Genomic DNA, 15,082 nt, shown 5'->3' with positions numbered 1-15,082 from the left:
CGGCGTGCCGCGCCCCGCGCATGTGGGCAACTGCACAAACCCGCAGCTCCCGGAGCTTGTCCGGTGTGACGTGGCACCGTCAAGGTGAGCTCCGTCCCGCGTCCCGAAGTCCCGCCGGCCCTCTGCACGTTCCTCACCCGATCATCGAAGGGCGTTGCATGTCCCACCGCTTCAGACGAGCACGCTTGACGGCGCTCGCCGCCCTGTTGTCCACGATCGCCGCCGCACCTTCCGTCGCCCACGCCGCGGATCCGGACGCCCCGGCGTCCCGGTCCGCGGCCCAGGCGGCTCCCGCGGCGCATTCCCTCACCCTCTCCGACGGCTCGGTGCTGCGCTGGTCCGACGACGGGTCGGGCACCCTGACCCGCAAGGACGGCACCACCCGGGCCTTCCCCGTGGTGGCCCCCCAGGGCCGCAGCGCGTTCGGCGACCCGCTGACCCCCTCGCCCGGGATACTCCAGGCCAGGGCCGACGCCGCCGCGCTGACCCCGTACAGCGTGGGCGCGTCCACGGGCGCCCGCTCCGCGGTCCGCCCCCGCACGATGAACTCCGGCGCCGTGCAGCTCCCGAAGGAGGTCCTCGCGGCCGTCGGCGGCATGGGCGACCGGAGCGCGGCCCGCACCACCGCCCCCTCGACCGCCGCCAAGGACCTGCCCGCCAACGAGGGCCTGACGACGTCCTTCCAGTCGTACCTCAACGCGGGCGGCGTCAACGCGGTCGGTGCCTTCCAGGACACCGCGACCTACCTGCGAGCGCTGCCCGGCGAGGGCCAGATCGTCACCAACGTGTCGCTGGGCGACCTCACCGACCAGGGCATGGCCGACGCGGGCGACGAGTACGTGCGCCTCAACGGCCCCACCACGGTGCTCCGTGACGGCAAGCGCTACCTGGACTTCCCCTCCCTGCCGCTGATACCGACCTTCACCAGCGACAACAAGGGCCGTCTCGACGCCGCCGGCAGCATCGAGGGCCAGGACCCCAACCTCGCCGAAGTGCTGCTCGACTTCTCGATGATGGCCCCGCTGCCGCACGACCGGCAGCGCCCCGAGGCCACCGGCAGCGGCGCCACCGACCTGCTGGGCATCGCGCCCGGCGCGCAGTACCGGCTGGTGATCCCCGAGGAGCCCTCCGCGGTCGGCATCGCGGCGGCCCTGCGGGCCGCGGCCGCCCAGAAGCCCCGGCCGGACGTCATCACCGCGAGCCTCGGCTTCGGCACGGACGGCTCGATCGGCTTCCCCTCCCGGTGGCTGGAGGACGACCCCGAGATCAGGGACACCCTGCGCTCCATCGTGGACTCGGGGATCGTGGTGGTCGTGTCGTCCAACGACGGCACCCGCCTGGGCCTGCCGGTGTCCGTCGGCCCCGACGGCGGCAGCACCCCGACCGACCTGACGTCGAGCAGCCGCGCGCAGACGTCCATCGACGACGTCGCCCCCACAACGACCCCCACCCTGGTCCGTGACACCGGGGTGATCGCCGCCGGCGGCACGACCGTCGACGACACCCTGGGCTCGGACGACGTGCGCACCGCGGTCTACCCGACGACCCGCTACAACGGATCGGCCGGCTACTCCTCGGGGTTCGGCACGCGGATCGACCTGGCGGCGCCCGGCGACAACCTGCCCTCGCTGATCCACACCCCGGAGGGACCGGGTGTGGTGCTCAACGGCGGCACCTCCGCCTCCGCCCCGATGATCGCCGCCGCGGCGGCCAACGTGCTGGCGGCCGCGGAGGCGACCGGGCAGGAGCTCAGCCCCCGCGAGGTCAGGAAGCTGCTGGTCGACACCGGCCGCCCGATCGCCCAGCCCCCGCAGGCCGACCGGGAACTGCGGATGGGCCCGCAGCTGGACGTCACGGCGGCGGTCGAGAAGGTGCTCGCCGAGCGCCACGACCTCACCCCCGCCGCGGTACGGCTCTCCGTCGCCGAGCGCCAGTTGCTGTCGGTGAGCCCGACGACCTCCTTCGTCGAGGCCACCGACCCCTCCGCCATCGACCTGGCGGGCCCCGCCGACGCCTGGGGCAACCCGTCCGGGCAGAACGCCGTCTCGCCCGTCACCTTCGGCCTCGACCTCACCGGCGCCCACCGGAAGCTGACGTACCGTCTGCGCGTCGGCGACCACGGCACGATCCCGTCCGCGGGCCCCAGCCTGCGTGTCCTGCCGCGTGAGCTGCTGGGCGCCGCCGGCCTGCCCCTGGCCTCCGGCGAACCGCGCTCGGTGCAGGTGACGTTCGAGGCGCTCTCCGGGAACAAGGTCGTGGCCTCGACCGGCAAGCGGCTCACCTTCGGCGCCGCCGACGGCACCTATGTGCAGCCCAAGGCCCCGACCGCGCCCGGCTCCTCCCCGCTGGGCAAGCCCGTCACCGTGCACTACGACCTCACCGGCCTGCGCGACGCCACCGCGCCCGAGCTGGTGCTCTCCTCGGTCGGTCACTGGACGCCCTTCACCACCAGCGACAAGTGGCGTGCTCAGTGGCGCACCCCGCTCACCGGCACCAAGGGCACGGTGACCATCCCCGCCTCGGCCTTCGAACCGGGTGGCGCCGGGCTCTACGGCATCGGCGTCACGCTCTACGACGGCCAGGTCTTCGGGGACTTCCGTGCCCTGCGCGTCGGACCCGGCGCCGACCAGCGGCCGCAGGCGCCGCTGCTGGGGCAGGGCACGTCCGCCACGGCGCACGCCGTGGAACTGAGCCGGCCGGCACCGAAGCTCACGGTCGCCTGGGACGCCTCCTCGGTACGGCACGCCGACGGCGCCGCCATCGAGTTCCTCACCCCGGCGCCCACGCTGTACGGGGCGCTCAACACCGCCACCAACCAGAACGGCAGCGGCCGCGACGACAACGGCGTCGACCACGCCTCCACCCTGCTGCGGCCCCTGCCGTCGGTGAAGGGCCGGACGGTGCTGGACCTGAAGGCCCTCGGTCTGCCGACCGGACTGCAGTACCCGGTCCGGATCCTGCCCACCCGGAACGGCAAGCCGGTGGGGCAGGCGTCGCCCACGTCGTTCCTGCAGTACCTCGACGGCGACACGGTCTCCGGCACCCTGGAGAACATCGAGGTCAGCGGCGGCAAGGCGCTGCTCGCCACCGACGAGTTCACCGAGGGCGAGGACGGCTGGATCCACCTGGCGGCCTCGGCCACCACCGCGTACTCGCTCAAGGACGGCACCCTCGGCACCACGGTGTCCCGCGAGACCGGCACCTCGATGATGCAGGAGGTGCTGGGGGCCGACCCGGGCACGGGACACACCCTCATCGGCCACCGGCCGTTCGACGGCGGCGTCCTCCCCGAGGTCGACCTGCGCGACACCGCGACGGGTGGGCGCGTGAGGCTCAGCACCCTCGACCCGGGCACCGGCTCGACGTCGGTGTACTACCAGGGCGGGGTCGTCGACCCGGCCCGTCACCGGGCGGCCGTGACGACCTTCGACGGGGTCACCGGGGTCGCCTCGCTGTGGACCGTCGACATGACCACCGGCAAGGTCTCCGCGCCGATCGCGCTCAACGCGGACAACCCGGGGCGCGCCTTCGGCAACATCTCCGTCGACGCGTCGAGCGGCACCTTCTTCGTGGCCACCACCGGCACCATGGGACCCTGCCTGTCCGGGCGCGTCCCCTACTGGGCCGTCTCGGTCGACGCCGGCACCCGCCAGGTGTCGCCGCTGACCACCATGCCGGCCTGCACCGCCGGGCTGCTGCCCGACGGCAAGGGCGACCGGGTCTACGTCGCCGCGGGACCCGCCACCCCCAGCTACACCACCGGCGAGTTCCCCACCGCCACCTGGCGTACGGCCGACCAGAAGAGCCTGGCCACCGGTGCCCCGGCCGACCTGGGCACCCGGGGCGTCATGTGGCCGGCGCTCGACACCCGGCACCACGTCGCCGTCGTCGCCCACCTCTACGAGGAGGCCACGACCGGCGACAACAACGCCCTCAGCGAGATCACCGTCCTCGACCCCGACACCGGCAGGGTGCTCTCCCGGCACCCCGTCGCCAACCTCGTCAACTCCACCCTCAGCACCAGCAACTTCGACTTCACCAGCCGGCGCGGCCTGTTCCTCGACCCCGCCACCCGCACGGTCTTCCTGGTGAACCCCTGGGCCAACGGGCTCCAGCGCCTCACCTACTGACCGACGGCCCACGGGGCCGGGTCCGCCACGCCCGACGCGTGCCGGACCCGGTCTCCCGGTCGTCCCGCAGCAGGTGTGTTAGGTTGATCGCGTTGCAGTTTTGGTACCCATGAACTTCTTGTGCACCTGCCGGGATGCGACCGCAGGTGCATTTTTTGTTTTTCCGGTCCTTCCGGAGGGGTCATTGCGGCGACGGAAGTCCGCAAAGTGCGGCCTTCGTTTACTGCTCCCTAAGGAGATCCCCATGGCGACCGGTACCGTGAAGTGGTTCAACTCGGAAAAGGGCTTCGGCTTCATCGAGCAGGACGGCGGCGGCGCCGACGTCTTCGCCCACTACTCCAACATCGCCACCCAGGGCTTCCGTGAGCTCCAGGAGGGCCAGAAGGTCAGCTTCGACGTCACGCAGGGCCAGAAGGGCCCGCAGGCCGAGAACATCCTCCCGATCTGACCCCTCGGGAAAGCAAGGGGCCGGCACCTCACGAGGTGCCGGCCCCTTCGCGTTCGGGCCCCCGGGGCCGCGGCACGGCGGCCTGCGCCGCCCAGGCGCCCCCGGGGCCGAGGCCCCCATCCCGGAGCGGATCGGCGGCGCGGCCCGATGGCGGCCCACGGGCCCGCGGCGAGCAGACCGCCGCCGGCGCCCCCGATTCGGCCCGCTCTTCTCTTTTCGGGACGCCCGGCCGCCGGGGCTCCGGCATCGGCCGCGCGGCGAACGTGCGCGGCAACGCTCGGGGGAACCGGCCTGCAGGGCACGGTGACCGCCGCAACGTGGCGGTCCACCCGGCCCACGGTGAGCAGACCGCTGCCGGCGCCCGCGAGTTGACCGGCGGCGGGAAGCAACCGGGCGGGCGCGGCGACGCGCCGGGGAACCGGCCTGGCGGGGCCCATCCGGCGAGGGCCGCGGTGATCACGGCGAGGTTGCGGGCCACCGGGCCCACGGTGAGCAGGCCGCTGTCGGCGCCCCCGCGTTGACCGCACGGCGGACATGCGCGGCAACGCCGAGGGCGCTGCTCAACGACACGCCGTCCAGGTGCACCCGCGATCGAGGCCCCGATCCCGGAGCGGATCGGCGACGCGGCCGGGCGGGCGCGGCAACGCGCCGGGGAAGCGGCCCCCAGGGGCCTATCCGGTGAGGGCCGCGGTGATCGCGGCGAGGTGGCGGTCCACCGGGCCCGCGGTGAGCAGGCCGCTGCCGGCGCCCGCGAGTTGACCGGCGGCGGGGAGCAGCCGGGCGTGCACTGCCTCCAGGGTGTCACGGTCGCCGAGTTCGACGGCGAGCACGGACTGCAGGCAGCTCAGGGCCTCGTACAGCAGGTCGGGAGGCGGCTCGGGCAGGGCCCGGAGGGCCGTCAGGGCCTCGGTGCGGCGGTCGCCGCGGAGCAGGAGGAACGGGGCGGCCCACGGCCGGTAGGGCCCCCAGTCGGCGGCCGGGTCGGCGCGTTCGGCGATCCGCGCCACCGGGAGCGTGCCGTCGGCCACGTCGAGGCAGAGCAGCGCGAGCGGGAGCAGGCCGCGTTCGACACCCGGCATCCCCGCGCCCTCCAGCCGCGCCGCGGCGGCCCGGTAGGCGGCCTCGGCCCGCGGTCCGCCGCCGGAGGCGGCCGTGCGCAGCGCGCGGTACCACTGGGTGAACACGCCCGCCAGGGGCAGTTCGTGGTGCGTGGCGAGGACGTCGGCCTCGGCGGCGTGCACATCGGCCCCGGCGAAGTCGGCGAGCGCGCTGCGGGCCTGGAGGCGGATCAGGTGCCCGAGCACCTCGTACGTCGTCAGGCCGTGCCGCCGGGCCAGCACCACCAACTCCGCGCCGACCGCGTCCCGGAGCGGCGCGAGGCCCGCCCGGGTGCACGTCTGCATGAACACGCCGTTGAGGGCGAACGCGAGCAGCGCCGGGTCGTCGAGCCGGCGGGCCGTCTCCTCGGCCTGCCGCGCCGCCTGCGGGCCGCGCGGGGAGCGGATGCCGCGCGACTCCACCGCGACCGTGGCCAGCAGCCGGCAGCGGGCCGCCTCGTGGGCGGCCCCGGCGGGCAGGGCGGCCAGGGCGGCCAGGGTGCGCTCGGCGGCGGCGACGATGCCCCGGGCCTGTTCCGGGTCGTCGCCGCGGGTCCAGATCGCGGGCACGTCGTACGCGCCGATCACCCGCGCGGTCAGCTCCGGGTCGCCGGTCTCCTCCGCCGCCTCGACGGCGGCCAGGCGGTGCTCCCGGGCGGCCTCCAGGCCACCGCCCCCGGTCAGCGCGAGATTGCGGAGCAGGCCCACCGTCGACTCCAGACGAGCGCGGGCCCCGGCGGCGACCGTGCGGTCGTACGCCTCGGCCGCCCGCGTCCACACCCGTGCGGCCGCGTCGGCCGGGTCGGCCGGCGGGGACGCCTGCGGGTCCAGGCGCGGGTCCTGGGCGAGGACGTCCGCCTCGAGGCGGCGCAGCGCAGGTCCCGGGTCCAGGCCCAGGCCCTGGGCGAGCATGGCCCGGGCCCGGCGCAGCACGGCCAGCGCGTCCCCCTGACGGCCGGAGCGGTACAGCGCGAGCGCCAGCAGCCCCCAGGCGTCCTCCCGCCACGGGTGCTCGGCCAGGTGCGCGTCCAGGTCGGGCACCGCCTCGGCCGCCAGGCCGAGTTCCAGCCGGGCCACGGCGCGCCGTTCGACCGTGCGCAGCCGCAGTTCCGCGAGGCGGGAACGCTCGCCGCGGGCCCACTCGCGGTGGGCGTACTCGCCGTACGAGGGGCCGCGCCACAGGTCCAGGGCCTCGTCGAGGCGGGCCAGCGCCCGCGCGGGCGGCAGTGCCGCGGCGGCGTCCACGGCGGCCTCGAACCGCCAGGCGTCCACGGTGTCGGGGTCCGCCCGCAGCGCGTAGCCCGTGCCCGCGGTGACCAGCAGCCGGGCGGGGGACCGGGGCCGCCGCTCCGGCTCCAGCTCGCGACGCAGCGCCCCGACGAAGGTCTGCACGGCCCCGACGGCACCGGCGGGCGGCTCGTCCCACAGGTCCGCCACCAGGCGGGACACCGGGACGACGCGGCGCCGCGCCACCAGCAGCCGGGCCAGCACCTCCCGGTGCCGCGGGCCCTTGAGCGCGAGCGCACGACCGTCGCCGTCCCAGGCGGCGACCGGCCCGAGCACTCCGAACACGACCCGCACCCTGCCCACCTCTCCGGCCGTCCTCCCCGCTGCCACGGTACGCGCTGACCGGTTGCTGATTCGCGGGCGGAAGGCTCGGGACGTCCGCCACCGGCGGGCACTCCCCTCCCCCGACCACGGAACGAGACCGCACACCATGACACCCCCCGTCATCCCCGGCTTCGCCCGGCACCGCGTCCCCGTCGCCGACGACGTCGCCCTCAACGTCGCCGTCGGTGGCTCGGGCAGCCCCGTCGTACTGCTGCACGGCTTCCCGCAGACCCACCTCATGTGGCGGCACGTCGCCGCCGACCTGGCTGCCGACCACACCGTCATCTGCCCCGACCTGCGTGGCTACGGCGCCAGTGACAAGCCGGCGCCCACGGACCCCCACACGTACGCCAAGCGCACCATGGCGGCGGACGTCGTCGCGCTGGCCCACGCGCTCGGGCACGAGCGCTTCGCGCTCGCCGGCCACGACCGCGGCGCCCTGGTCGCCTTCCGCGCCGGGCTCGACCATCCCGACGCGGTCAGCCGGCTGGCCTGCCTCGACGTGCTGCCGACCCTGGACATGTGGGACGTCCTCAGCGGCGCGGACGCGGCCGTCGCCTTCCACCTGTACCTGATGGCCCAGCCGCCGGGCCTGCCCGAGGAGATGATCGCCGCCGCCCCGGACGCCTTCTTCGGTCATTTCCTCGACGCGTGGAACCGGTCCCCGGAGGCCGTGCCGCCCGCGGTGCGCGCCGCGTACCTCGACGCGTCCCGTGCGGCCGTGCCCTCGATCGTGGCCGACTACCGCGCCTCGGCGACCGTCGACGTCGAACACGACCGGGCCGACCGGGCCGCGGGCCGGCGGCTCCGGATGCCGGTCGCGGTCCTCCAGCAGGACTGGGGGGCCGCCCTCGGTTACGACGCCCGCGCCCTCTGGGAGGCCTGGGCGCCCGGCCTGACCCACACCACGGTCGGCTGCGGCCACTTCATGGCGGAGGAGGACCCGGAACTCGTGGCCTCGGCGCTGCGCGCACTCGTCGCCTCCTGAGCCCGCGCGGCAGCGGGGGTTGCCGGGAAGAAACGCCGGGATGTTTTCGTTACGGCGAACACATGTAATGTAATAGCTACCGCGAGGAGGACCGGATGTCCATGTCCCCCGCCCCCACCCCCGCGCCCGGGACCGGCTCGCCGGCGCCCCTCGCGACGGCCGAGCACTGGTTCGACTTCATCTGCCCCTACTGCTACGTCGCCCAGGACCGCTCCCGGATCCTGCGGGAACACGGGATCCACGTGGTCGGGCACGCGCTGCCGATCCATCCCGAGATCGGTCCGGGTGGCATACCGGCCGGCCCGCGCACCGGCCCCGGGTACGCGTTCCTCGCCCGGGAGGCCGAGGCGGCGGGCCTGCCGCTGCGCTGGACGGACCGCATCGCCGACTCCCGCCCGGCCCTCGCGGCCCACGAGTGGCTCGCCGCGACCTCCCCCGAGGCCGCCGACCGCTTCGCCGCCGCGGTGTTCTCGGCGAACTTCGCCGACGGCCTCGACATCGAGTCCCGGGAGCTGCTGCTCTCCCTCGCGGCGGAGGCGGGCGGCGACGCGGCGGGGCCGCGTGCGGCCTGGGACACCCCGGCGCCGGCTGCGGCGCTGGCCGCGGCCAGGTCGCTCGCCGCGCGGTACGGCGTCCATGCCACGCCCACCTGGGTCTCCGGCCGCCGCGGGATCGCCGGACTGCGGCCCCGGGAGTGGTTCCGGGACTGGGCCGCGACGCTCACCTCCTGAGCCCCGCCCGGGCGGACGCGAGTGCCTCGCGTCCGCCCCGGCGCCGCCCTACTCCGCCAGCGCCTCCATGTGGGCCGCGGCGTCGCGGGCGGCCTCGTCCGGCGTACGGCCCTGCTCACGGGCGTACAGGTAGGCGGCGTACCAGTCCCACCAGTGGTGTTCGGGCGCGCTCGCCTCGTAGGCGCCGTGGCGCTCCTCGGTCTCGTGCAGGAGCCCGGCCAGGGTCGGGACGTCCATGGGGAACCTCCTCCTCGCTCTGTCGTGGGGGCCCGGAGTCCCACCGTCCGCGAGGACGGTGGGACTCCGCAACCCGGAACGCGGACCAGTTCGTGCCTAGCGCATGGGGCGGAAGCCGGTGCGGACCTCGTCGACGAACAGCTCGGGCTGCTCCCAGGCGGCGAAGTGGCCGCCCTTGGGGAGCCGGTTGTAGTGGACCAGGTTCGGGTACGCCTGCTCGGCCCAGCTCCTGGGGGCCTGGTACAGCTCGTCGGGGAAGACGCTGACGGCCACGGGCAGCTTGACGCCCTTCGCACCGAAGAACGGAGTCGTGTTCTCCCCGTACAGGCGCGCCGCGGAGACCGCGGTGTTGGTCAGCCAGAACAGGGTGATGTTGTCCAGGACGTCGTCGCGGGTCAGGCCCTCGCTCACGCCGTTGAAGGAGCGGGTGATCAGCTCCAGGCTGGCCTTGTCGTGGTCGAGCAGGAAGGCCGCCAGGCCCACCGGGGAGTCGGCCAGGGCCGTCAGCGACTGCGGGCGCGAACCCATCATGTACGCGTAGTAGACGTGCCGGTAGACGAAGTCGAGCTGCTCGACCGCGGCCTTCTGCTCGTCGTCGGCGAGGACGACGTCGGCGGGCAGCGGGTTGCCCGCCACGATCGCCTCCTCGATGGCGGGCGGGATGACCTTCGGCATGTTGGTGTGGATGCCGACCAGGCCCTCGGGCTCCTGCACGCCCATGAGGTCCGTGACGACGGCGCCCCAGTCGCCGCCCTGCGCGACGTACTTGGTGTAGCCCAGGCGCTTCATCAGCTCGCCCCAGGCGGCGGCTATGCGCTCCGGGCCCCAGCCCTTCGCGGTGGGCTTGCCGGAGAAGCCGTAGCCCGGCATCGAGGGGATCACCACGTGGAAGGCGTCGGAGGCGTCGCCGCCGTGGGCCGTCGGGTCGGTGAGCGGCTCGACGATCTTCAGCTGCTCGACGACCGAGCCCGGCCAGCCGTGCGTCACGATCACCGGCAGGGCGTCCGCGTGCTGGGAGCGCACGTGGATGAAGTGGATGTCCAGCCCGTCGATCTCGGTGATGAAGTGCGGCAGCGCCTTCAGCTTCGCCTCGACCTTGCGCCAGTCGTACTCCGTCGCCCAGTACCGCGCCAGCTCCTTGACCGTGGCGAGCTGGGTGCCCTGGGACTGGTCGCCGACGGTCTCCTTCTCGGGGAAGCGCGTCGCCTCGATGCGCGCACGCAGGTCCGCGAGGTCCGCATCGGAGAACTCGAACGTGAACGGACGGATCTCCGGGGTCTGCGGAGTGAAGGACATGTGGGTCTCCTCGTCGTGTACGGCGACCCTGCGTCGCCGCTCACCCAAAGTGACCCGAAGGGGGCGGGCGTCGCCCCAGGGAAAACCCCGGGGATCGCCCCGGGACCGGGACCCCCGGGTGGGGCGGCCGATCCCCGGGGAGAGCGTCACGGACAAAACGCCCGGCGCAGCTCGAATGAACTAAAATGGGCACGTCACGCAGGAGATCAGGAAGATCCGTCCATGGGCGTGCCTGCCATCGACTCACAGCTCGTACTGCGGGGCCGGGATCGGGAGCTGGCCGCGCTGGAAGGCGTGCTGACCACGGCCCGGGCGGGCGGCAGCGCGGTGCTCGTCGTCCGCGGCGAGCCGGGGATCGGCAAGACCGCGCTCCTGGGCCACGCGGCGGCCCGGGCCACCGGCTTCTGCACCGCCGCCATCGCGGGCGTCGAGGCGGAGATGGAGCTGCCGTTCGCCAGCCTGCACCAGCTGTGCGCTCCCCTGCTGGACCGGCTGGACGGACTGCCCGCACCGCAGCGGGACGCCCTGTCCGTGGCGTTCGGACTCCGGGAGGGCACGGCGCCCAACCGTTTCCTGGTGGGCCTGGCCACGCTGAGCCTGCTGGCGGGCGCCGCCGGGGAACGGCCGCTGGCGTGCTTCGTCGACGACGCGCAGTGGCTGGACGACGGGTCCCGTCAGGTGCTGGCCTTCGTCGCCAGGCGGCTGGTGGCCGAGTCCGTGGCCCTGGTCCTGGCCGTACGGGAGCCCGACGACGACCGGGGGCTGGCCGGGCTCCCCGAACTGGCCGTGACCGGCCTCGGCGAACCCGACGCGCGCGCCCTGCTCGCCTCGGCCGTCCGCGTACCGCTCGACCCGCTGGTGCGGGACCGGATCGTCGCCGAGGCCCACGGCAATCCGATGGTCCTGCTGCACCTGCCGAGCACCCTCACCCCGTCCGAGCTGGCGGGCGGCTTCTGGCTCCCCGGCAGGCGTCCCGCGGCGGGCCACGTGGAGTCCGCGTTCCACCAGCGGTACCTGTCCCTGCCGCGGGACAGCCGCAGGCTGCTGCTGACCGCCGCGGCCGAGCCGACCGGAGACGTGGGGCTGCTGTGGCGTGCGGCAGCCGCTCAAGGGATCCCGGCGGACGCCGCGGCGGCCGCCGAGGCGTCGGAGCTGGTCGAGTTCGGCGCCACGGTGCGCTTCCCCCACCCCCTGGCACGCTCGGCCGTCTACCAGCGGACGCCGGCACCGGAGCGCCGGGCGGCCCACGATGCGCTGGCCGGGGCCACCGATCCCGCCCGGGACCCCGACCGCCGGGCGTGGCACCGCGCCCACGCCGCCGCACGGCCCGACGAGAGCGTCGCCTTCGACCTGGAGCGTTCGGCGTGCCGGGCGCAGGGCCGCGGAGGAGCGGCGGCCGCCGCCGCGTTCCTGCGCCAGTCGGCGGAGCTCACCCCGGATCCCGCCCGCCGCGCCGGCCGTGCGCTGGCCGCCGCCCAGGCCGCCATCGACGCCGGAGGCGTGGACCGGGCCCGCACCCTGCTGGCGACGGCCGAGGACGGCCCGCTCGACGACCTGCAGCGCGCCCGGCTCGAACGGCTGCGGGCCCGGCTGGAGTTCTCCCAGGTGCGCGGGAGCGTCGCGCCCCGGCTGCTGCTGGACGCGGCACACCGCCTGGCGCCGCTGGACGCCGCCCTGGCCCGTGACACCTTGCTCGAGGCGGTCGGCGCGGCGATCTTCGCCGGCGGCCTCAGCGAGGGGCCGGGACTGCGGGAGGTGGCGGCGGAGGCCCGCGCGGCGCCGCCGCCCCCGGTGCCGCGGACGCTCGACGTACTCCTGGACAGCGTGGCGGCCCTGGTCCTCGACGGCTTCACGGCGAGCGTGGGCGCCCTCAGGGACGCGCTGGGCCGCGTCCGGCAGGAGTTGCGCTCCGGCGCCGCCCGCGTGGACGGCGACCGGCGATGGCTCTGGCTGGCCTGCCCGGTGACGCCCGAACCCCTCGCGCTGGAGCTCTGGGACGACGACGCCTGGTGCGAACTGGCCTCCGGCGCGGTGTGCGTCGCCCGCGCGGGAGGGGCGCTCGCCGTCCTCCCGATGGCGCTCAGCTACCAGGCGTGCTTCCACGTGCACGCCGGCGAGTTCGACACCGCGGAGGCCCTGATCGACGAGGCGGACGCAATCTCGGAGGCGACGGGCAGCGTGCCGATGGTGTACACCTCGCTGCTGCTGGCCGCCTGGCAGGCGCAGGAGTCCCGGGCGCTGGAGCTGATCGAGCACCACATCCGGGAGGTCGGCGACCGCGGCGAGGGCCGCGCCCTCAGCCTCGCCGAGTACGCGACCGCCGTGCTGTACAACGGACTCGGCCGCTACGACACCGCGTTGGAGGCGGCGACGCGCGCCTGCCGGTACGAGGACCTGGGCTTCCTCGGGTGGACGCTGTTCGAGCTGATCGAGGCGGCCGCCCGCAGCGGCCGGCCGGAGGCGGCCGCCACCGCGCTGGAACGGCTCACCGAACGCACCCGCGCCAGCGGCACCGAGTGGGCGCTGGGCGTGGAGGCCTGCGCACGCGCGCTGCTGAGCGAGGACGAGCCCACCGCCGACGCGCTCTACCGGGAGGCGGTCGAACGCCTCGGCCGCTGCCGCATCGCCGTCCACCTGGCCCGGGCCCGCCTGCTGTACGGCGAGTGGCTGCGCCGCCGCAACCGCCGCCAGGAGGCGCGCACCCAACTGCGCAGCGCCCACGAGGTGTTCAGCAGGCTCAAGGCGGACGGCTTCGCGGAGCGCGCCCACCGCGAGCTGCTCGCGACCGGTGAGACCGTACGGAAGCGGACGGTCGGCGCGGCGGAGCGGCTGACCGGTCAGGAGGCGCAGATCGCGGCCCTGGCCGGTCAGGGGCACACCAACTGCGAGATCGCCGCCCAGCTGTTCATCAGCCCGCGCACGGTGGAGTGGCACCTCGGCAACGTCTTCACCAAGCTCGGCGTCTCCGGGCGGCGGCAGTTGCGCACGGCATTGCCGCCCGAGGGGACGGCGACCCGCCGGCAGCGCTGAGGACCGTCGGGCTCAGCCCCCGCCTCCGAGGGTCCAGCACGAGGTGCGTCGGGGCCAGGACGGCGGCCAGACGGCGCGCCGGCAGGACCGGCAGCGGGTACGTGCGGTCGACCCGGTCCCGCAAGACCGTGGCGACGTCGACCGCGTCCGCCGGCAGCGCCGGCGGTTCGTCGTGCTCGCCGTCGTCCAGGGTCGGCCGGATGCGGTGCGAGCCGTCCCAGTCGGCCCCGACCAGGGAGTAGTGGCCGCCGCTGACGTGGCCGACGCGCCGGTCGCGCGTCGTCAGGCCCGAGCCCTCGTCGACGTGGACCAGCCACAGGAGGTCGAGGATGGCTTCCTTCTCCTCGACCACCAGGCGCCGGCAGGCCCTGGACCGCGAGGGCTCGATCGGCCTGATCGCCGCCGACACGCGGCTGCCCGAACCGGCCGGAACGCCGGCGGCGGCGGGCGTGCCGTATCGGACCCTCGGGGTGGGGGTCCCCCCGGCGGAGCCGGGGCGGCGCACCCTCGTCCCGGCCTCCCTGGGCAAGGGCCTGGAGTACGACTACGTGGTCCTGGACGAGCCCGCCGTTCTCCACTCGGGCGCCGCCCTGCTCAGACGTGACCGCCGGCGTGCCGAGGACACCGTCCACCAGGATCGGGGACCGCAGCGCGGCGGCGCGCAGCGCGAGGAGCAGCGCCGCGGTCAGGGCGGCACCAGACCCGACGGCGAGGACCAGGCGGCCAGGAGCCGCGCCACCGACAGCGGCCCGCCCGGGGCGGTTCCCCTCCCGCCGCCCGGGCCGTGCACCGAGGGCGAGCACCCCGGCGACGGCCCGTCATCTCCACCACGTCCGGCTCCCCGCCCCTGACGGCCGGACGCGCACGGGCCGGTCCCTCGCCGCGGCGTCAGCCCGGCGGGCGCAGGCCGTCGACCACGAGGTCGGTGACACGGTGGCCCCGGTCGCGGCCGAGGGTGTCCCCGCCGACGCGCCAGAGGAAGCCCATCAGCAGCAGCACGTCCTGCGGGGCGAGGCCGGGGCGCACGCTGCCCTCCGCCTCGCAGGCGCGCAGCAGCCTGCCGACGGCGCCGACGACGCGGGCGCAGGTCTCGTGGACGGCCGCCTCCCGGGCCGCCGCCCCGTGCAGGGCCTCGCCGAGCCCGTGCCGGACGCGGACGCAGTCGGCGAGGTCGCCGAACCAGGTGCGGAACGCCTCCAGCGGGGTGTGGGCGGCGAGGACGTCGTCGACGGAGTCGGCCAGGCGCCGGACGTCGTGCCGGTACACGGCCAGGACGAGGTCCTCGCGGGTCGGGAAGTGCCGGTACAGGGTGCCCGCACCCACGCCGGCCCGCTTGGCGATGGTGTTGAGCGAAGTGGTCGCCGACTCGGCGAAGGCGTCGTGGGCCACCCGGAGGATGTGGTCCCGGTTCCGGATCGCGTCGGCGCGCCGGCGGGCGTCCGTTCCCGTCACGGGGCCTCCGCTTCGCGTCGTCGGGTGCGGCGGAGCCCGCTCCGCCGCGGGGGCCCTCCCCG

Annotated in this window: 11 protein-coding genes; 6 read left to right on the top strand and 5 right to left on the bottom strand. The window is 75.3% G+C overall.

Going from position 1 to position 15,082, the window contains the following annotated elements:
* The first annotated feature begins 185 nt into the window (after positions 1–185).
* On the top strand, positions 186–4,130 hold the full coding sequence (locus ABZ479_RS14120; RefSeq protein ID WP_500461826.1) for a S8 family serine peptidase: 3,945 nt from the start codon (positions 186–188) through the stop codon (positions 4,128–4,130).
* 244 nt (positions 4,131–4,374) lie between these two features.
* Complete coding sequence (locus tag ABZ479_RS14115; protein ID WP_326570877.1) at positions 4,375–4,578, top strand: cold-shock protein; 204 nt, start codon at positions 4,375–4,377, stop codon at positions 4,576–4,578.
* Between the two features lie 671 nt (positions 4,579–5,249).
* Here ABZ479_RS14115 and ABZ479_RS14110 read toward each other — a convergent pair.
* Entirely contained in the window at positions 5,250–7,256 is a 2,007-nt protein-coding gene (locus tag ABZ479_RS14110; RefSeq protein WP_500461825.1) for an AfsR/SARP family transcriptional regulator, read from the bottom strand.
* 136 nt (positions 7,257–7,392) lie between these two features.
* Here ABZ479_RS14110 and ABZ479_RS14105 point away from each other — a divergent pair, with 136 nt between their 5' ends.
* Entirely contained in the window at positions 7,393–8,274 is an 882-nt protein-coding gene (locus tag ABZ479_RS14105) for an alpha/beta fold hydrolase (RefSeq protein ID WP_500461824.1), read from the top strand.
* 95 nt (positions 8,275–8,369) lie between these two features.
* Entirely contained in the window at positions 8,370–9,005 is a 636-nt protein-coding gene (locus tag ABZ479_RS14100) for a DsbA family oxidoreductase (protein ID WP_500461823.1), read from the top strand.
* A 48-nt stretch (positions 9,006–9,053) separates the two neighbouring features.
* Here ABZ479_RS14100 and ABZ479_RS14095 read toward each other — a convergent pair whose 3' ends face one another.
* Positions 9,054–9,242 carry a bleomycin resistance protein gene (locus ABZ479_RS14095; protein ID WP_500461822.1) on the bottom strand — a complete coding sequence of 63 codons (189 nt, stop codon included), beginning with the start codon at positions 9,240–9,242 and terminating at the stop codon, positions 9,054–9,056.
* Positions 9,243–9,338: 96 nt separating this feature from the next.
* The gene (locus ABZ479_RS14090) at positions 9,339–10,538 is read right to left on the bottom strand and encodes an epoxide hydrolase family protein (RefSeq protein WP_500461821.1); all 1,200 of its coding nucleotides are present in this window, start codon (positions 10,536–10,538) and stop codon (positions 9,339–9,341) included.
* Between the two features lie 222 nt (positions 10,539–10,760).
* Here ABZ479_RS14090 and ABZ479_RS14085 point away from each other — a divergent pair, with 222 nt between their 5' ends.
* Positions 10,761–13,568: an AAA family ATPase gene (locus ABZ479_RS14085; RefSeq protein ID WP_500461820.1), complete on the top strand. Its 2,808-nt coding sequence runs from the start codon at positions 10,761–10,763 to the stop codon at positions 13,566–13,568.
* Here the strand turns inward: ABZ479_RS14085 and ABZ479_RS14080 are convergent.
* Positions 13,486–13,920, bottom strand: coding sequence for a hypothetical protein (locus ABZ479_RS14080; protein WP_500461819.1), 435 nt, complete (start codon positions 13,918–13,920; stop codon positions 13,486–13,488). The two genes, ABZ479_RS14085 and ABZ479_RS14080, sit on opposite strands and share 83 nt — an antisense overlap.
* Between ABZ479_RS14080 and ABZ479_RS14075 the strand changes: the two genes are divergently transcribed.
* Entirely contained in the window at positions 13,898–14,419 is a 522-nt protein-coding gene (locus ABZ479_RS14075) for a hypothetical protein (protein WP_500461818.1), read from the top strand. The genes ABZ479_RS14080 and ABZ479_RS14075 overlap by 23 nt on opposite strands.
* 37 nt (positions 14,420–14,456) lie before the next feature.
* Here ABZ479_RS14075 and ABZ479_RS14070 read toward each other — a convergent pair whose 3' ends face one another.
* A complete protein-coding gene (locus tag ABZ479_RS14070) occupies positions 14,457–15,020 on the bottom strand; it encodes a TetR/AcrR family transcriptional regulator (protein ID WP_500461817.1) in 564 nt (187 codons plus the stop codon).
* Between the last annotated feature and the right edge of the window lie 62 nt (positions 15,021–15,082).

Source organism: Streptomyces sp. NPDC005722, assembly GCF_040630935.1.
In the GTDB taxonomy this organism is placed as follows: domain Bacteria; phylum Actinomycetota; class Actinomycetes; order Streptomycetales; family Streptomycetaceae; genus Actinacidiphila.
The sequence above is the reverse complement of the archived record's forward strand: the minus strand, read 5'-3'. Positions and strand labels throughout refer to the sequence as shown.

Excerpts from the sequence above, each read along its gene's own strand:
- ABZ479_RS14115 (WP_326570877.1), top strand. The coding sequence starts at position 4,375 with ATGGCGACCGGTACCGTGAAGTGGTTCAACTCGGAAAAGGGCTTCGGC.
- ABZ479_RS14105 (WP_500461824.1), top strand. The coding sequence starts at position 7,393 with ATGACACCCCCCGTCATCCCCGGCTTCGCCCGGCACCGCGTCCCCGTC.
- ABZ479_RS14100 (WP_500461823.1), top strand. The coding sequence starts at position 8,370 with ATGTCCATGTCCCCCGCCCCCACCCCCGCGCCCGGGACCGGCTCGCCG.
- ABZ479_RS14095 (WP_500461822.1), bottom strand. The coding sequence starts at position 9,242 with ATGGACGTCCCGACCCTGGCCGGGCTCCTGCACGAGACCGAGGAGCGC.
- ABZ479_RS14090 (WP_500461821.1), bottom strand. The coding sequence starts at position 10,538 with ATGTCCTTCACTCCGCAGACCCCGGAGATCCGTCCGTTCACGTTCGAG.
- ABZ479_RS14085 (WP_500461820.1), top strand. The coding sequence starts at position 10,761 with ATGGGCGTGCCTGCCATCGACTCACAGCTCGTACTGCGGGGCCGGGAT.
- ABZ479_RS14075 (WP_500461818.1), top strand. The coding sequence starts at position 13,898 with ATGGCTTCCTTCTCCTCGACCACCAGGCGCCGGCAGGCCCTGGACCGC.